Genomic DNA, 18,285 nt, shown 5'->3' on the forward strand with positions numbered 1-18,285 from the left:
TAAAATCATTACTTTAAAGGGAATGGGTGTCCTGATGCTAAGGGCACTCTTTTTTATGTATGAAAACCTCTCACCTTTCGAAGAATAAACGAGCGGGAGGTGTAGATTTTGTGAGTATTCGTCTCAAGTGGTTTTATAGGCTTGGTTTTTTATTGCTCTTATTTTTTGTTATATATATTTTTATGAAACTGAAGCCTATGTGGGGACCGGCTGTAACTATAAGTGTAACAGTACTGCTGCCTTTTCTCATTGGTGCATTCATCAGTTATTTATTGCACCCTGTTGTGGAATTTTTAAATAAGAAAGGTATGCATCGCTGGCTTTCGATTACAATCATTTACTTGCTGTTTTTTGGAGGCATTGGATTTGCGGTTTATAAAGGCATTCCGGTGATGGTTAGTCAGGTGCGTGAGCTGTCAGAAAGTGTTCCTGAGCTGGTCGAGCAGTATCAAGGCAGGGTAGACAGGCTCAATCATCAAACGGCGGCCTGGCCTTTCGGGATACATGAAAGGTTTGAAGAAGGGGTCGTTCTTTTCGAAGGCTGGCTAAAAGGTATGCCGGAAAAAGCAATGGAGTATGCGATGAAGCTGTTTGATTTTGTTGTTCTGATTGCGCTTATTCCCTTCATTGCTTTTTATATCCTGAAAGACTTTGCTGCGTTAAAAAAAATGGCCTGGTATATGACCCCGAAAAAATGGCGCAAGCAGGGACGTGCATTCGTACGGGATGTTGACGCTTCCCTAGGTGGGTATATCCGCGGGCAAATTATCGTCTGTGTTGCAATTGGAGTGATCTCATCCATTCTTTTTTGGATAGTCGGAATGCAATATCCGTTGTTATTAGGAGCGATTATCGGAATAACCAATGTCATACCGTATTTTGGACCGATTATCGGGGCCATTCCTGCGGTTATAATTGCCGCCACAATATCTGTGAAAATGGTGATGATTATAATAGTTATCGTGCTTGTGCTTCAATTTCTTGAGGGGAATATTCTGTCACCTCTTATTGTCGGGAAAAGCCTCCATATGCACCCACTTTTCATCATGCTTGCATTGGTAGCTGGAGGTGAAATAGGCGGGATTACGGGAATGGTACTTTCAATCCCTATCTTGGCTGTACTGAAAGTTTTTGTGCTTCATGCCCGTGTTCACTTCAGAAAGAGGCCGCCCCTTATTGACAAATAAAAGTCTTGTGAATATAATCCATTACATAAGATAATTCGTTGAAGGATGAAGTATGCTGAAGTCCATCTAAAAGAGAGGGGTCCCCCTGGCTGAAAGGGACTTCAAGGTGAAGAGCAGCAGAAAGCTAGTCCGGAGAGCAGCTAATACCTGCCGTCATGCCGCGTTAAGGCTTTTATGAAGGTGATGGACGAAGGCTTTTTCTACGTCCATAATCAGGGTGGTACCGCGAGTTAACTCTCGTCCCTGTTTTTGGGATGGGAGTTTTTTGTGTGCTCAAAATTACATAATTTTAAAGGAGGATATATAGATGAAGTATTTAACTGGTGCTCAAATCCGCCAAATGTATTTAGATTTTTTTAGTGAAAAAGGCCATAACATTGAACCAAGTGCGTCATTGGTTCCTCATGAAGATCCATCATTGCTATGGATTAACTCTGGGGTAGCAACGTTAAAGAAATATTTTGATGGACGGGTGATCCCTGAAAATCCAAGAATTACAAATGCACAAAAAGCAATTCGTACAAACGATATTGAAAACGTGGGGAAAACTGCGCGTCATCATACGTTTTTCGAAATGCTTGGTAACTTCTCAATTGGTGAATACTTCAAAGAAGAAGCAATCACATGGGCATGGGAATTTTTGACCGACGAAAAATGGATTGGCTTTGACAAAGAGAAATTAGCGGTGACAATCCACCCGGAAGATGACGAAGCATTTGAGCTTTGGAATAAAAAAATCGGTGTTCCTGCTGAAAGAATCATTCGTTTGGAAGAGAATTTCTGGGACATCGGTGAAGGTCCAAGTGGCCCGAATACGGAGATTTTCTATGACCGTGGCCCAGAATATGGTGATGACCCGAATGATCCAGAACTATATCCAGGTGGCGAAAATGAACGGCATTTAGAGGTTTGGAACCTTGTGTTCTCTCAATTTAACCATAATCCTGACGGTTCTTATACACCGCTTCCGAAGAAAAATATTGATACAGGCATGGGTCTAGAACGTATGGCTTCAGTCGTGCAAAATGTGGCGACAAACTATGATACAGACCTGTTCATCCCAATTATTAGAGCTGTTGAAGAAATTTCTGATGTGAAATATGGTGTCGATGTAGAAAATGATGTGGCATTTAAAGTCATTGCCGACCATATACGTACAGTAGCATTTGCTGTTGGAGACGGAGCACTTCCATCCAATGAAGGTCGCGGCTATGTGCTACGTCGCTTACTTCGTAGAGCGGTTCGTTATGCGAAGCAAATCAACATTAACCGTCCATTCATGTTCGAGCTTGTGACAGTGGTTGGTGAAATCATGAAAGATTTCTACCCAGAAGTTCTCGTTAATAAAGAATTCATTGCGAAAGTAATCAAGAATGAAGAGGAACGGTTCCATGAAACGCTTCATGATGGACTAGCTATTCTTTCTGAAGTCATCAAAAAAGAAAAAGAAAAAGGCGGCACAGTCATTCCAGGTAGCGATGCATTCCGTTTGTATGACACATACGGCTTCCCAATCGAATTAACGGAAGAATATGCGGAAGAAGAAGGCATGACGATTGATCAATCTGGCTTCGAAAAAGAAATGGAAGCACAGCGTGAACGTGCTCGCTCTGCTCGTCAAGATGTGGATTCCATGCAGATTCAAGGTGGAGTATTAGGCGACATTAAAGTTGAAAGTGAATTTGTCGGATATGATCAGGTGGCAGTTGATGCAAAAGTTGCGGCAATCGTGAAAAATGGCGAGCTTGTAACAGAAGCGCAAGAAGGCGAAGAAGTTCAGGTGATTCTGAACCAAACACCTTTCTATGCAGAAAGCGGCGGACAAATAGCTGATAAAGGAACGATGGCTAGTGAATCCGTTAAAGTGAATGTACATGATGTTCAAAAAGCACCAAATGGCCAAAACCTGCACCGTGTAACTGTTGTAGCCGGCACTTTGACTACAGACACTGAAATTGTTGCTGCGGTAGATCAAGAAAACCGCATCCATATTACGAAAAATCATACGGCGACACATCTTTTACATCAAGCCTTGAAAGATGTACTAGGAACACATGTTAACCAAGCTGGTTCACTGGTACAAGCTGAGCGTCTTCGTTTTGACTTCTCTCACTTCGGTCAGATTACAGCAGAAGAGATTGAACAGATTGAAACGATTGTAAATGAAAAAATTTGGCAAAGCTTACAAGTGAATACGGATTATAAAAACATTGAAGAAGCAAAAGCAATGGGCGCGATGGCCTTGTTCGGCGAAAAATACGGCAAGATAGTCCGTGTCGTTCAAATTGGCGATTATAGTCTTGAGCTTTGCGGCGGTGTTCACGTCCCGAATACAGCGGTAATCGGCTTGTTCAAAATTGTTTCTGAAAGCGGCATCGGTGCGGGTACACGCAGGATCGAAGCAGTAACAGGAGCAGGAGCATACAAATTGATGACGGACCAAATCGGTGTATTAAAAGACGCAGCTGCTAAATTGAAAACAAACTTGAAAGATGTACCTTCAAGAATTGAAACAGTTTTAGCGGAAGTGAAAGATCTTCATCGTGAAAATGAAAGCTTGACTGCAAAATTAAGTAATATTGAAGCAGGAAGCCTTGTTTCTAAAGTAAAAGAAATTAATGGTGTACAAGTATTAGTGGCAAAAGTTCAAGCTACTGACATGAATAATCTGCGTGCTATGGCAGATGATTTGAAACAAAAGCTTGATTCTGTCATTATCGTATTAGGATCGGCTCAAGGCGATAAAGTCAATTTGATTGCCGGAGTTACGAAGGATTATATCGAACGCGGTTTCCATGCCGGTAAATTAATTAAAGAAGTCGCATCTCGTTGCGGTGGAGGCGGCGGCGGCCGACCAGATATGGCACAAGCCGGTGGAAAAGACCCAGAAAAATTGGATGCAGCACTTAATTTTGTTGAAGAATGGGTCTTAACGATTTCATAATCAATGAAAAGTGTTGTACAATGAAGATAATAATGGATTCTGGACGCTGAGGAGAGGTGCATGATAATGAGTTCCTTTGATAAAACGATGAAATTTAATTTTCCCGAAGAACCATTCGAAAGAGATGTACAGGAAGTATTGTCTCAAGTTTATGTTGCACTTCAGGAAAAAGGTTATAACCCGATTAACCAGATTGTCGGTTATTTATTATCTGGTGACCCGGCCTACATCCCGCGCCATATGGATGCTCGAAACATTATTCGTAAGCTTGAACGCGATGAGATCATCGAAGAATTGGTTAAATCGTATCTTAAGAACCATCGAGAGGAATACTAATGCGCACAATGGGACTTGATTTAGGTTCAAAAACTATCGGTGTTGCTGTGAGTGACGCGATGGGTTGGACTGCACAAGGATTGGAAACAATCAAAATTAACGAAGCTGGAAATGACTTCGGCTTTAAACGTCTTAATGAAATAATAAAAGAACATGAAGTTTCTAAAATTGTCCTCGGTTTACCCAAAAATATGAACGGAACCGTAGGACCGCGCGGTGAGATCAGCCAAGATTTCGCCAAGCGATTAGAAAACAAATTCAAGCTGCCGGTGTTTCTCTGGGATGAACGGTTGACAACGATGGCGGCTGAACGTGTTCTTCTTGAGGCGGACGTGAGCCGAAGCAAACGTAAGAAAGTCATTGATAAAATGGCAGCTGTCATGATTCTACAAGGTTTCTTGGACAGACAAACAAATTCAATATGAGGTGAATACAAATGGAACACGGCGAAAACAACATTACAGTAGTAGATGAAAACGGAAACGAGCAGCTTTGCGAAATCCTGTTCACATTCGATTCTGATAAATTTAACAAATCTTATGTACTTTACTATCCGATGTCTGCTGAAGATGAAGAGGAAGAAATTGAAATCCACGCTTCATCATTCACACCAAGCGAAGATAATAAAGATGGTGAACTTGCACCAATCGAAACAGAAGAAGAATGGGATCTAGTCGAAGAAATGTTAAACACATTCCTTGACCAAGAAGAAGCTGAAGAAGAATAATATATATATAAAAACTGACCTTAAACCAAGGTCAGTTTTTTTCATTATGTACCAAAAAATCCTTATCTTTTCTCCACAAACAAAAGAATAAAAGTGGCGAGTGGACCTAAAAATAATGATAATATGAACCAATTCAAAGCCGTTCTATTTTTACCTTGAGCAAGCCCGGCATTAATGAGTGCTAGTGTCCCCCAACCAACAAAATAAGAATTATCCAACTCCTTCACACCTTTCTTTATCATAAAATTAATAGTAGCATAACCACATAAATATTCTTTTTATTTTATCAAATGTCTGAAACACCAATCGTATTCGAAGAAAATCTCATGAAAGTCTATTACAGCTAATTACTAAAAAATATCACTAATTCCCTATTAAATAACACCTGTATATTGACAAAACTAGTGCGATTTTGCCATAAATAGAGTAATAACGAATGTAGTTTTGCAAAAAACATGTATTTATTTGTTGGTTTTAGTATAATATTCGAAGCAAAGTCTAATTAGAGAAAGCATCTTCTAGGAACTATTATGTAGTTGGTGTGAGTTTGCAGGGGGAATGAAAATGGATGAAAAAGATCATAAGTTATCAAAAAAGGAACATATTCGAATGAAATTGTTAGAACAGCAAGGAGAAGCAAGGCTTATTCGTAAAATTATCATGATTACGATAGCTTCGCTAATTTTATTAATCGGGATAGTTGGTCTTGTTGGCTTTTTATATATCAACTCAGCCATGAAGCCAGTTGATCCTGACGATGACACGATTAAGAAAGTGAAGATTCCAATCGGTTCTTCCGTGAATGGAATTTCAACATTGCTTGAAGAGCAGGGGATAATCAAGGACGCCCGTGTATTCAAATATTATATTAAATTCCGTAATGAATCCGGTTTTCAGGCAGGGGAGTATAAATTATCACCATCCATGCCAATTCAAGATATTGTGACTAGCATCAAAACCGGGAAACTTATGAAAGAAGCGACCATGAAAATAACGATTCCAGAAGGAAAGCAGCTAATTCAGATTGCTGATATCATTGCCGTGAAGACGGATCAAGATCCAAAAGAAATTTTTAAGAAATTGAATAGTGAGAAGTTCGTTAATTCCATGCAAGAGAGATTTCCGGAGCTGTTAACGTCGGAGATTGAGAATAAAAATGTTTTGTATCCGCTTGAAGGGTATCTATTCCCAGCGACCTATGACTTTTATGAGGAAAAACCGTCTTTAGAAGCAGTAGTAATTGAGATGCTGAAGAAAACGGAAGAGACCTTGCAGGCATATGAAACTCAGATGAACAAAAAAGATTATTCTGTTCACCAGATGTTGACATTTGCTTCGCTTGTTGAAGAAGAGGCAACTGCCCAGGTAGACCGTGGGAAAATTGCTTCCGTCTTCTATAATCGTATCAAGAAAGATATGCCGCTACAAACGGATCCGACCGTTTTGTATGCAAAAGGTTCACATAAAAGTAAGGTGCTATACAAAGACCTTGAGGTGAAGTCTCCGTATAATACGTATAAGAACAAAGGGTTGCCGCCGGGTCCGATTGCCAATGCCGGAACGACATCGATTGATGCGGTGTTAAAGCCTGAGAAGACAGATTTCTTATACTTCTTGGCAACACCTGAAGGAGAAGTTCTTTATTCGAAAACGTTGGAAGATCACAATAATAAAAAGGCAGAACATATTACCAATAAATAATAGCTGATAGCTAAAGCGACTAGGGGGGAGGGATATTACTTTCCCCTTGTTTTTATGATAGAATAGTAAAAGTGAAATTTCAGATCCGATTTTTATCGATGACTGTAACTCGGCGATTGCCGGGTTTTATTTTGAAAGATAAGGAAATATAGATCGTCAAGCATACTGGTTTCAGCATGTTGTGTAAAGATGATGGCACTTGAAAGGTACTGATTATCTTTCGGTCCAGCCCATCTTCTGCTTGAACCAACCAAAGCGCTTTCGTTTTTCTTATTATTGGAGGAAATGTCTTGAACGGAAAAATAGAACAATATCTTCATTCCTTAATCCCGGAACGTACGGGTTTAATTAAGGAGTTAGAGGATTTTGCACTGGAAAATAATGTGCCGATCATGGAGCCGGAAGGTATAGAGGTGCTACTCCAGATTTTGAGGCTTCATCAACCGCAGGCGATATTGGAAGTTGGTTCAGCGATTGGCTATTCGGCTATAAGAATGGCTGAAACCTTGCCAGAAGCACGTATCGTCACACTTGAACGGAATGAAGCTAGAATTCAACAAGCGAGAGCTAATTTTGCTAAGGCTGACCTTTTGGAACGGATTACCCTTATTGAAGGGGATGCCCTTGAAGCAGGGCCGCTAGTAAAAGAACATGGTCCGTTTGATATCATCTTTGTTGATGCAGCTAAAGGGCAGTACAAGCGCTTCTTTGAGCTGTTTGAGCCATTCCTGAAGGATGCTGGCATTATTATTACTGATAATGTATTATTTAAAGGCTTGGTTGCTGAAAACATAGAAGAAATGGAAATGACGAGACGAAAACGTGCTCTTATAAAAAAAATTAGAGACTTTAACAATTGGTTACACAACCATCCACATTACGATACAGTAATTCTGCCGATTGGTGATGGTGTGGCCATAAGTAAACATAGAGGTGACAAAAATGAAAAAGCCTGAATTACTCGTGACTCCGACAAGTGTCACTCATATTACAGCGCTTATCGATGCGGGTGCTGATGCATTCGTTATCGGGGAACAACGTTATGCGCTTCGTCTAGCAGGGGAGTTCAAACGTGATGACGTCAAGAAAGCAATTGAACTTGCACATGCAGCAGGTAAAAAAGTATACGTGTCTATGAATGCTATTTTTCATAATGAAAAAGTGGACGAGCTTGAAGAATATGTCGTTTTCCTTAAGGAAGCAGGGGCCGACCGGATTATCTTCGGAGATCCAGCTGTCCTAATGGCCGTTCGAGCTGTAGCGCCGGATATGCCGTTGCACTGGAATACAGAGATGACTGTAACGAACTGGTACACGTGTAATTATTGGGGGAAACGCGGTGCTGTCCGTGCCTTGGCTGCTCGTGAAATAAGTTTGGACGAAATTGTTGAAATGAAGGAAAATGCCGAAGTCGAGATTGAAGTGCAGGTCCATGGCATGACGTGCATGTTCCAATCGAAGCGCACACTGCTAGGTAACTATTTCGAATACCAAGGCAAAGCGTTAGAAGTGGAAAATCGGAAGGAACAAAAAAGTATGTTCCTGCATGACAAGGAACGTGAAAATAAATATCCGATTTATGAAGACGAAAATGGAACGCATATCATGAGTCCGAACGATATGTGCATGATTGATGAACTTCAGGAATTAATTGAAGCGGATATTGATTCTTTGAAAATTGAAGGGGTGTTACAAACTCCTGAGTATATCGTAGAAATAACAAAATTATATCGTGAAGCGATTGATGTATGTGTAGAAGATACGGACCGTTATGATGATATGAAAACAGAACTATATGAAAAAGTTAAAGCGATTCAGCCGGAAAACCGTGAGTTGGATACAGGATTCTTCTTTAAAGAATCGGTTTATTAAAGAAAAGGGTAAGAGAAAGAGGAGGAATAGCCTTGAATGCTATTGCTAATAAAATTTCCAAAATAGTTGATGGAAAGAGAGTCATTGTTAAAAAACCAGAATTGCTGGCTCCCGCTGGCAACCTGGAAAAATTAAAAATAGCTGTCCATTATGGCGCAGATGCTGTGTTTATTGGCGGACAGGAATACGGACTTCGTTCAAATGCCGGTAACTTCACTTTTGAGGAAATTAAGGAAGGCGTCGAATTCGCTAAAAAATATGGTGCTAAAGTATATGTGACTACGAATATCTTCGCTCATAATGAAAATATCGATGGACTTGAAGAATATCTGGAAGGCCTTCAGGATGCCGGAGTTCATGGAATTATCGTTGCTGATCCATTAATCATTGAAACTTGTAAGCGGGTTGCTCCTAACGTTGAAATCCATTTAAGCACACAGCAGTCGTTGTCGAATTGGAAGGCTGTTCAGTACTGGAAAGAGGAAGGTCTGGAGCGTGTTGTTTTAGCACGTGAGACAAGTGCTGAGGAAATCCGTGAAATGAAGGAGAAAGTCGATATTGAGATCGAAGCGTTCGTTCACGGTGCAATGTGTATTGCCTATTCTGGTCGCTGTACCCTTTCAAACCATATGACTGCACGTGATTCGAACCGAGGCGGCTGTTGTCAGTCTTGCCGTTGGGATTATGATTTATATGAATTAAATCAAGACGGGGAAAAAGCTTTATTTGATAAAGAAGATGCTCCATTCGCAATGAGTCCGAAAGACTTGAAATTGATTGAATCTTTGCCTGGCATGATTGAAATTGGCATTGATAGCTTAAAAGTCGAAGGCCGGATGAAGTCCATTCATTATATCGCTACAGTAGTCAGTGTCTATCGTAAGGTGATTGATGCGTATTGTGCCGATCCGGATAATTTCAAGATTAAGCAAGAATGGTTGGAAGAGTTGGACAAATGTGCGAACCGCGAGACAGCATCAGCGTTCATGGAGGGAGAAATTCCTGGGTATAAACAGCAAATGTTCGGGAATCATACCGTAAAGACTCGCTTCGACTTCGCTGGACTGGTACTTGATTACAATGAAGAATCTCAAATCGTCACCCTGCAGCAGCGTAACTTCTTCAAGCCTGGCGATGAAGTGGAATTTTTCGGACCGGAAATCGAAAACTTCACTCAAAAAATTGGCACGATCTGGGATGAGTCAGGTAATGAGTTGGACGCAGCACGCCATCCGCTTCAAATTGTCCGCATTCAAGTAGATAAGCAAGTATATGTGAACAATATGATGCGGAAGGAGAATTAACATGACAGGGAAAAAACCAGTAGTAATCGGAGTTACCGGCGGATCAGGGTCAGGTAAAACAAGTGTTACCCGTTCAATTTTTGAATTCTTTCAAGGGCATTCAATCTTGATGATCGAACAAGATTATTATTATAAAGATCAGAGCCATCTGCCGTTTGAAGAACGATTGAAAACAAATTATGATCATCCGCTCGCATTTGACAATGATTTGTTAATCGAGCATCTTAATGCGTTGCTAAGCTATGAAACGATAGAAAAGCCTGTTTATGATTATTCGATTCATACACGTTCAGATGAAGTCATCACCGTTGAACCACAGGATGTTATCATTCTTGAGGGGATTCTGGTGCTGGAAGATGAGCGCCTTCGAAATTTGATGGATATGAAGCTCTATGTAGATACTGATGCAGACTTGCGGATACTTCGCCGAATGACGCGAGATATTAAAGAACGCGGCCGTTCCATAGATTCTGTCATCGATCAATACATCAGTGTCGTTCGCCCGATGCACAATCAGTTCATCGAACCGACAAAACGTTACGCGGACATTATTATTCCTGAAGGTGGTCAAAACCATGTGGCGATTGACCTTATGGTGACAAAAATTCAAACAATCCTTGAACAAAAGTCTTTTTTGTAATAACATAGCATAAATAATGATAGGTGCCATTTTCCTTCGTTTTTTATAAAAATCCCATTTATTTATTGGGAAAGACTGGACAAATGTTGGAAAACGCAATACTCTATTCTTGATACAGAACGAACCGGCTGCTCAATGCAGTCGGTTTATATACTAAGGAACAGTTTGTTTCTTAGTATCAAAGCGTGTGCTTTATTAAAGGCGTGCACTTATAAATCTGATTCAAGTTTTAGGGTTAAGAACTATATAGTACATAAACTTGTCACAGCGAATGCTTGCTGTAAAGAATTAGAAGGAGTGAAGGGTTTTGGCAATTGAAAAAGAATATCCAATGACTAAAGAAGGTAAGTTAAAGCTTGAACAGGAACTGGAACAATTAAAAACAGTTAAACGAAAAGAAGTTGTAGAGAGAATTAAAATCGCCCGCAGTTTTGGAGATCTTTCTGAGAACTCAGAGTACGATTCCGCAAAAGAAGAGCAGGCATTTGTTGAAGGGCGTATTACTACAATCGAAAACATGATTCGTAATGCAAAAATCATTGAAGGCAATGATTCGAATACAGATACAGTTTCACTTGGAAAGTCTGTAACGTTTGTAGAACTTCCAAACGGTGACGAAGAAACCTATTCTATCGTGGGTAGCGTTGAAGCGGACCCATTCGAAGGGAAAATTTCAAATGATTCACCAATTGCCAAAAGCTTAATTGGAAAAAGAGTCGGCGACAAGGTTTCGATTATGACACCTGGCGGCGAAATGAGCGTCAAAATCGTTTCTATTAGCTAATGACATTTAAAGAGGATGCCCCTTAGGGCATCCTCTTTTTGTCGGTTTCATGTTAGTCTCTCTATAAGTTGAATGAAAGTAGAAATTCAAGCTACTTTAAATTTGTTCATAATTGTTTAAAAATTCACACCTCGTCAACAATGGTTACGAGGTGTATTTTTATGAAAAAGAAACGAATGAGGATGCTGGCTATTGTATTGGCTACTTTGATGCTAATGCTTATAGGCAGGCTTGCCTACATCCAACTTGTATCGACAGAATCTTTCTCTAAACATGATGTGAATTTAATAGAAGCAAGTGTAAACCAGCGGTCGCAGATTTTAAAGATTGATGATGGACGGGGGAAGTTTTATGATAGAAATGGAGAGCCGCTTGCCCATGAAGAGATTCCAACCCTTGTGCTGTTTCCGTTTTTGAACAAAATGACATGGCCTATAGAAGAAATTGCCTCGATTATCGGCAGACCGGAATCGGAGTTGAAAAGGGCAATTGCGGAATCGGATGAACCATTTGTTTTTGGCGGAGATAAACCGATTGAGTTAACGGCCAGCCAATCGAAGGCTATCAATGAAATGAAGATCCCTGGGGTTTTTGCTGTGAAAGAAAAGCTATATCACGATCAAACTCCGGCAGCGCAATTGATTGGCACGACGAATATATCAGATGCCGAAAAGAAAAAGCGTTACCCGGATGTGGAACTAGCTGCCGAAACGAAGATCGGCAATACTGGACTGCAAAGAACCTTTGACGAATTCTTGCTTTCAGCAGGAGAATCAAAACTCGTTTTTCATGTAGATGCCACTGGCGGTCCAATGTTCGGTGTGGATGTAAAATACGTAGAACCTGCAAACCCGCTCTACCCAGTGAAGGTTGTAACAACGATTGATAAAGAAATCCAGGAAAAAGCGGAGAAGCTTGTTGACGAACGCGGAATAAAAAAAGGGGGTCTCGTACTGATTGATATAGAAAAAAGTGAGATCGTAGCCATGGTATCACGTCCAGCACTTGATATAAAGGATCCGAATGGCGAAGGAGCCATCAATATGATGCTAACTCAAAAAACGCCAGGTTCCGTTTTCAAAACGGTCACAGCTGCAGCTGCAATTGATTATGAAGCAGCTAGTCCTACAAGAACATTCAATTGTAATTTGACGATTGACGGAAAAACAGATAAACAGAGGGATCTGGGCATGCTTAATTTTGAAAACAGCTTTGCTCAAAGCTGTAACAGGACATTTGCTGAGTTGTCACAGGAAATCGCTGTGAAAGATCCTGACTATCTGGATAAATATGCGAAAATGTTAGGCTTAACCGGCGAATCAGGATGGCAGGGAGATGTGTATCATACAGCAGTTACTCAACTGTATCATGAACAACAAGGGAAGGTCTGGCATGATGACGATTTAAAAAAGGACCCTAAAATGATTGCCCAAACAGCAATTGGTCAGAAGGATGTCCAAACGACACCGCTTGCAATAGCCAACATGATGGCGACGATTGCCCGCGGCGGTAAGAAAGAACAGGTTAAAGCCGTGTCAAAGGTTGAATTTAACAACAGTACGACCGTTGTAAGCTTTCCAAATAAAAGTATGGATGGAAATTCCCTTTCTCCCTATACAACAATGAAGCTGCAGCATCTTTTACGGAAAGTCGTAACCGAAGAGAAAGGGACTGGCGCTTCCTTGAAGGATTTGCCTGTAGAGGTCGCAGGCAAGTCTGGAACAGCGCAGACGAAAACTGAAAAAGGGGAGCTCAATAAATGGTTTGCAGGCTATTTCCCTTATAAAAATCCTAAATATGCATTGGTTACAGTCAGTTTTGAAACGAAAGAAGATAGTGCCAGCATGACGCCTCTTTTTTCAGATATTGTAAAAGTTATGTACTCCAAGAACCAGGACTAGTGCAAGAATTGACGAAAAGTCTAGGAAAGCCTTCCCTTCTATCTCTAGCCAAATCATGTTAAAATGAGGCAGGACGAAATGGTAAGGGAGGAATGGACCTTGGGCTCAAGATACAATCAGAGAGATCAAAAAAGAAAAGTAAATAAAATATATAATATCGCAATCACCGTTGTCTCGATTCTTATTGTCATTGTCGCCGTCTCTATTTTCTTAAGTGATGATGGCACTGATACAGAAAAAGCTACAACTGAACCAAAGCAGACCGTTGAAAAAGATGCGAAAAAGAAAGTGGATAAACCTGCTGGCAAAGAAGAAGATACTGATTTGACTAAGGAAGATGAAGACGAAGATAGCAAAGCAACTGAAGAAGGTACAGAAGAAAATACTGAAGATGGCACAGATACAGACGCAAATAAAGACACAAACACAGACACAGACACAAACACAAATCCAGATACAGAAACAGACACAAATCCAGATACAGACACAGATAAAGCAGAGGACGCTAAGCTTGTCGAAGTGGAAGGAAGCGGAGATGGCAATGTCGCGACAACATACAAGAGCGAGAGCTGGAAACCAGTTGGCACAGAGCAATCCGGTGAACACACAACAAGCTTTCAAAAGAACTCTGTTGATTGGAATGAAATGAGTAAAGCTATTGCTCATGGAGCAGGTATTGACCAAGGTAACATGAGACTGTGGTGGCTTCAAAACGGCGGATCATCTAACACTGCAATCGGTACCGTATCAGAAGGGGACAACCCTAAAACCTTCCGCGTTTATATTGAATGGGTAGACGGATCAGGTTGGAAGCCCGTAAAGGTTGAAGAATTGAAGACGAACGATAAGAAATAAAAGTCAGAGTTTATATGAATATATCTTCAAAATGAAAAACCCCCGAAAAGAATGCCTCTTTTCGGGGGTTTTTCATTGATAATAAAGATTACTTTTTGGCTTTAAAGTGAACGACTGCACTGTAAAATCTTCTGCCCTCTTCACTGACATACATTTGGTGCGATACGGAGTGGACTTGAAGCATGATCGCTTTATTGATTTCGATTTGTGATTGGATTTTTTCTTCTAGGTTCTTGATGCTTTCTGCTTCAAAAAATTCAATTTTATCTTCGAATAAGTTTAAGTCAAGTTGAAAATTCATTTCTGTATTCCTCCAACGTTTTAATAGTGTTAGTTTAACACCAAATGAATTGAATCTGAACTTGAATGATAGATTTGCCTAAAAAATAAGAACTGTTCTTAGATTCATTTCATATTATGCTTATAGGTTTTATTATCTTATCATAAAAAGGTGATTAAAATGGGCAGAGAATTTGTAGAGTTATTTGAGGAATGGTCGAAATCGTATGATGATACCGTCGGTGGACACGATATTGAATATCAAGAGGTTTTTAAACATTATGACAACATATTAGACAGCGTCACGAGTCGGGCTCACGGTCATGTGCTGGAGTTTGGGGTAGGGACCGGGAATTTAACGGCAAGGCTGCTGAAGAAAGGTCTTATGGTGTCTGGAATTGAGCCGTCACCAGCAATGAGGGAAGTAGCGGTTAGCAAGTTAAGGGGAAAAACAGAAATTATCGATGGTGATTTTATGGATTTTCCGGAGCCTAAACAAGTAGATTCGATTGTGAGTACGTACGCTTTTCACCATTTAACCGATGAAGAAAAAGAAAAAGCTATAGCGAACTATGGAAAGTTACTGAATACAGGTGGTAAAATAGTGTTTGCGGATACAATGTATCAATCGAGAGACGCGCATGAACAAGCGATTCAAGATGCAAAGCATGCAGGCTTTCATAATTTGGCAAACGATTTGCAAACGGAATATTATACGACCATTCCTTTTTTAGAAAAAGCACTTGAAACACATGGATTTAAAGTGAACTTTGAGCGCTGCAATCAATTTGTCTGGATTATGGAGGCTGAAAAATTATAGGAAGAGGTTTTTACTAATGAAGGTAGCCATAATCGGAGCAATGGAAGAAGAAGTTACGATTTTACGTGATAAATTGGAAGGTTTGGAGCAGGTTACGATTGCCGGATCCGAATTCAACACAGGGACACTGAACGGAATTGAGGTCATTTTACTTAAATCGGGAATCGGTAAAGTGAATGCTGCGATGTCCACAACCATTCTTTTAGAAAAATTCAAACCGGATGCGGTCATTAATACAGGATCTGCAGGAGGTTATCATCCAGCGCTTAATGTCGGGGATGTGGTCATTTCAACAGAAGTGCGCCACCATGATGTTGACGTGACAATCTTTGGCTATGAATACGGTCAAGTACCGCAATTGCCAGCAGCATTTATCCCGGACGAGAAGCTTTTTGCTATCGCAGAAGAAGCGGCGAAAGAAATTGAAGATATTCAAGTGGCGAAAGGTTTGATCGTGACGGGAGATTCTTTCATGAATGATCCTGTTCGGGTTGAATTCGTCAGAGGGAAATTTACAGATTTATACGCGGTGGAAATGGAAGCGGCAGCTATTGCTCAGGTAGCACACCAATTCCAAACACCGTTTGTTATCATTCGTTCCCTTTCAGATATCGCTGGCAAGGAGTCGAATATATCCTTTGATAAGTTCTTAGAAACGGCGGCGCTTCATTCATCCGCTTTGATTTTAAAAATGGTTGAAAAAATGAAATAAATGCCCAGTGATCAGCGGGAATCTTTTCCGCTGATTATTTCTTGCATATAACACACTAAATTGGTAGGATAACTATGAAAGGATGTCCGATTATGAAGTTCTATCAAAATATTCATGAATTGATTGGGGAGACCCCGATAATGGAAATCACCCACTTCCCTCTTCCGGATCAAGTCCGGATCTTTGCCAAGCTGGAATACTTTAACCCTGGCGGCAGCGTGAAAGATCGGCTTGGCCAGGAACTTTTGGCGCAAGCATTACAGTCAGGGAATGTGAAAAAGGGCGGAACCATCATTGAACCGACTGCAGGGAATACGGGGATTGGCCTAGCCCTTGCTGCGATAAACAGTGGTGTTGATGTAATATTTTGTGTACCCGAGAAATTCAGCGCCGAGAAACAGGAACTGATGCGTGCCCTTGGAGCAAAAGTGGTCCAGACCCCGACAGAGGAAGGAATGCTAGGTGCAATCCGCAAAGCGAAGGCGCTGCTGGATGAAATTCCAGGATCCTATTGTCCAGAGCAGTTTTCCAACCCATCCAATCCGGATGCCTATTATAAAACATTGGGACCTGAAATTTGGGAGCAGCTGGCTGGCAATGTGGATGTGTTTGTTGCCGGTGCGGGAACAGGGGGCACTTTCATGGGTACATCGCGTTATTTAAAAGAAAAAAATCCTGCGGTCAAAACGGTCATTGTCGAACCGGAAGGATCTATTATAAACGGAGGCAAAGCTGGTCCCCATAAAACAGAGGGGATCGGGATGGAATTTTTACCAAGCTATATGGATGAAACGTACTTTGATCAGATTCATACGATAAGCGACGATGAGGCGTTCCATATGGTGAAGGAATTGGCGCTTAAAGAAGGACTTCTTGTTGGAAGTTCTTCTGGCTCGGCATTTGCAGCGGCATTGAAAGAAGCAGCTAAAGCTACCCCGGGTTCGAATATCGTTGTGATATTTCCGGATTCCAGTGAACGGTACTTAAGCAAAAACATTTATCAGGGAGGTCTTTGAAAATGAGGAAAAAAACACAAATGATCCATGGCGGTATTTTTGGTGATGAAAAAACGGGAGCGGTGTCGGTGCCGATTTATCAAGTGAGCACTTATAAACAGGATGGTCTGGGGAAAGATCGAGGATATGAATATTCACGTACAGGCAACCCAACCCGCCATGCCCTTGAGGAATTGATCAAGGATCTTGAAGAAGGAAAAAGAGGATTCGCCTTCGGTTCAGGAATGGCAGCGATAACGGCGGTTATGATGCTGCTGAGTCAAGGTGATCACGTTTTATTGACGGATGACGTTTATGGAGGCTCTTTCCGAGTGATGACAAAAGTGCTGAACCGCTTCGGGGTGGAAGCTACGTTCATCGATACGAGTGACATACATTCGATCCAAAACGAGATCAAAGACAATACAAAGGCACTGTTCATTGAAACCCCGACGAATCCATTATTGAAGATCACTGATCTAGAGGCGGTTTCAAAAATCGCTAAAGAAAACGGTATCCTCACTGTTGTGGATAATACCTTCAGTACGCCATATTGGCAAAATCCACTTACACTTGGTGCTGATATCGTGCTTCATAGCGCTACGAAGTACTTAGGGGGGCACAGCGATGTTGTAGCGGGTCTTGTCGTGGTGAATGATGAAAAACTTGGCGAGGACCTTCATTTCATCCAAAACTCCACAGGAGGCGTGCTAGGGCCTCAAGATTCATGGCTGCTGATGCGCGGCATTAAAACGCTTGGAATCAGGATGGAAGAACATGAAAAAAACACCTCCCAAATCGTTCGTTTCTTATCCGGGCATAAAGCCGTTTCGAAAATTTATTACCCAGGACTTGAAGACCATCCTAACCATGATATTGCTAAAGAACAATCGCGTGGCTTCGGCGGCATGGTTTCATTCGATGTCGGCAGTGCCGAAAAAGCCGAATCCGTTTTGAATAAAGTGAAATACTTCACGCTGGCTGAAAGTCTAGGGGCAGTGGAGAGCTTAATTTCGGTTCCAGCCAGGATGACACATGCCTCGATTCCAGCCGAGCGCCGTGCAGAGCTTGGGATAACAGATGGGTTGATTCGAATATCCGTTGGTCTGGAAGACGTTGAAGACTTATTGGAAGACTTGGAACAAGCGCTAAAAGGGTAAATCGGAAGAGGGACCGCTTTAAAGCTAACTGCCATTATTTACACCGTAGCATTTGGAATAAATATGGT

General features: G+C 41.2%; 19 protein-coding genes and 1 other annotated feature. Of the genes, 17 read left to right on the forward strand and 2 right to left on the reverse strand.

Annotated features, from left to right (window positions below; translation table 11 throughout):
- Positions 1-59: 59 nt before the first annotated feature.
- The 5 genes from JFU50_RS18280 (at position 60) to JFU50_RS18300 (ending at position 5,194) form a co-directional block, all read left to right on the forward strand.
- Positions 60-1,187, forward strand: a complete 1,128-nt coding sequence (locus tag JFU50_RS18280) for an AI-2E family transporter (RefSeq protein ID WP_207198811.1) — start codon at positions 60-62, stop codon at positions 1,185-1,187.
- A gap of 29 nt (positions 1,188-1,216) precedes the next feature.
- Positions 1,217-1,435, forward strand: a binding site (T-box leader).
- A 59-nt stretch (positions 1,436-1,494) separates the two neighbouring features.
- Positions 1,495-4,131, forward strand: coding sequence for an alanine--tRNA ligase (gene alaS / locus JFU50_RS18285; protein ID WP_201223602.1), 2,637 nt, complete (start codon positions 1,495-1,497; stop codon positions 4,129-4,131).
- Between the two features lie 66 nt (positions 4,132-4,197).
- Positions 4,198-4,467 (forward strand): IreB family regulatory phosphoprotein, encoded by a 270-nt coding sequence (locus JFU50_RS18290; protein WP_034311358.1) that lies wholly within the window; start codon positions 4,198-4,200, stop codon positions 4,465-4,467.
- Positions 4,467-4,892, forward strand: a complete 426-nt coding sequence (ruvX, locus tag JFU50_RS18295; RefSeq protein ID WP_053347052.1) for a Holliday junction resolvase RuvX — start codon at positions 4,467-4,469, stop codon at positions 4,890-4,892. The genes JFU50_RS18290 and ruvX overlap by 1 nt, the downstream gene beginning before the upstream one ends.
- A gap of 11 nt (positions 4,893-4,903) precedes the next feature.
- Complete coding sequence (locus JFU50_RS18300) at positions 4,904-5,194, forward strand: DUF1292 domain-containing protein (protein ID WP_201223603.1); 291 nt, start codon at positions 4,904-4,906, stop codon at positions 5,192-5,194.
- 62 nt (positions 5,195-5,256) lie between these two features.
- Here JFU50_RS18300 and JFU50_RS18305 read toward each other — a convergent pair whose 3' ends face one another.
- On the reverse strand, positions 5,257-5,436 hold the full coding sequence (locus JFU50_RS18305; RefSeq protein ID WP_201188180.1) for a hypothetical protein: 180 nt from the start codon (positions 5,434-5,436) through the stop codon (positions 5,257-5,259).
- Between the two features lie 322 nt (positions 5,437-5,758).
- On the opposite strand from JFU50_RS18305, the gene mltG reads away from it, so the two are divergent.
- The 8 genes from mltG (at position 5,759) to JFU50_RS18345 (ending at position 14,251) form a co-directional block, all read left to right on the forward strand.
- The gene (gene mltG, locus JFU50_RS18310) at positions 5,759-6,895 is read left to right on the forward strand and encodes an endolytic transglycosylase MltG (RefSeq protein WP_446728143.1); all 1,137 of its coding nucleotides are present in this window, start codon (positions 5,759-5,761) and stop codon (positions 6,893-6,895) included.
- 290 nt (positions 6,896-7,185) lie between these two features.
- Positions 7,186-7,851, forward strand: coding sequence for an O-methyltransferase (locus tag JFU50_RS18315; protein ID WP_201185907.1), 666 nt, complete (start codon positions 7,186-7,188; stop codon positions 7,849-7,851).
- On the forward strand, positions 7,838-8,767 hold the full coding sequence (locus JFU50_RS18320; RefSeq protein ID WP_201223608.1) for a peptidase U32 family protein: 930 nt from the start codon (positions 7,838-7,840) through the stop codon (positions 8,765-8,767). The genes JFU50_RS18315 and JFU50_RS18320 overlap by 14 nt, the downstream gene beginning before the upstream one ends.
- 32 nt (positions 8,768-8,799) lie before the next feature.
- Complete coding sequence (locus JFU50_RS18325) at positions 8,800-10,071, forward strand: peptidase U32 family protein (protein ID WP_201223610.1); 1,272 nt, start codon at positions 8,800-8,802, stop codon at positions 10,069-10,071.
- A 1-nt stretch (position 10,072) separates the two neighbouring features.
- Entirely contained in the window at positions 10,073-10,711 is a 639-nt protein-coding gene (udk, locus tag JFU50_RS18330) for a uridine kinase (protein ID WP_201185905.1), read from the forward strand.
- A gap of 307 nt (positions 10,712-11,018) precedes the next feature.
- A complete protein-coding gene (greA, locus tag JFU50_RS18335) occupies positions 11,019-11,495 on the forward strand; it encodes a transcription elongation factor GreA (protein WP_056528546.1) in 477 nt (158 codons plus the stop codon).
- Positions 11,496-11,656: 161 nt separating this feature from the next.
- Positions 11,657-13,396, forward strand: a complete 1,740-nt coding sequence (locus JFU50_RS18340) for a peptidoglycan D,D-transpeptidase FtsI family protein (protein WP_201223612.1) — start codon at positions 11,657-11,659, stop codon at positions 13,394-13,396.
- A gap of 99 nt (positions 13,397-13,495) precedes the next feature.
- On the forward strand, positions 13,496-14,251 hold the full coding sequence (locus JFU50_RS18345) for a YrrS family protein (protein WP_201223614.1): 756 nt from the start codon (positions 13,496-13,498) through the stop codon (positions 14,249-14,251).
- Between the two features lie 88 nt (positions 14,252-14,339).
- On the opposite strand, the gene JFU50_RS18350 is transcribed toward JFU50_RS18345, so the two are convergent.
- Positions 14,340-14,552 (reverse strand): DUF2536 family protein, encoded by a 213-nt coding sequence (locus JFU50_RS18350; protein WP_053347042.1) that lies wholly within the window; start codon positions 14,550-14,552, stop codon positions 14,340-14,342.
- 159 nt (positions 14,553-14,711) lie between these two features.
- On the opposite strand from JFU50_RS18350, the gene JFU50_RS18355 reads away from it, so the two are divergent.
- The 4 genes from JFU50_RS18355 (at position 14,712) to JFU50_RS18370 (ending at position 18,217) form a co-directional block, all read left to right on the forward strand.
- Positions 14,712-15,350 carry a class I SAM-dependent methyltransferase gene (locus JFU50_RS18355; protein WP_201223616.1) on the forward strand — a complete coding sequence of 213 codons (639 nt, stop codon included), beginning with the start codon at positions 14,712-14,714 and terminating at the stop codon, positions 15,348-15,350.
- 16 nt (positions 15,351-15,366) lie between these two features.
- Positions 15,367-16,062 carry a 5'-methylthioadenosine/S-adenosylhomocysteine nucleosidase gene (gene mtnN / locus JFU50_RS18360; RefSeq protein WP_053347040.1) on the forward strand — a complete coding sequence of 232 codons (696 nt, stop codon included), beginning with the start codon at positions 15,367-15,369 and terminating at the stop codon, positions 16,060-16,062.
- A gap of 92 nt (positions 16,063-16,154) precedes the next feature.
- Positions 16,155-17,078 carry a PLP-dependent cysteine synthase family protein gene (locus tag JFU50_RS18365; protein WP_056528561.1) on the forward strand — a complete coding sequence of 308 codons (924 nt, stop codon included), beginning with the start codon at positions 16,155-16,157 and terminating at the stop codon, positions 17,076-17,078.
- A 2-nt stretch (positions 17,079-17,080) separates the two neighbouring features.
- Positions 17,081-18,217, forward strand: coding sequence for a bifunctional cystathionine gamma-lyase/homocysteine desulfhydrase (locus JFU50_RS18370; protein WP_201223618.1), 1,137 nt, complete (start codon positions 17,081-17,083; stop codon positions 18,215-18,217).
- Positions 18,218-18,285: the final 68 nt, after the last annotated feature.

The organism is Peribacillus sp. TH14 (assembly GCF_016651145.1).
GTDB lineage: Bacteria > Bacillota > Bacilli > Bacillales > DSM-1321 > Peribacillus > Peribacillus butanolivorans.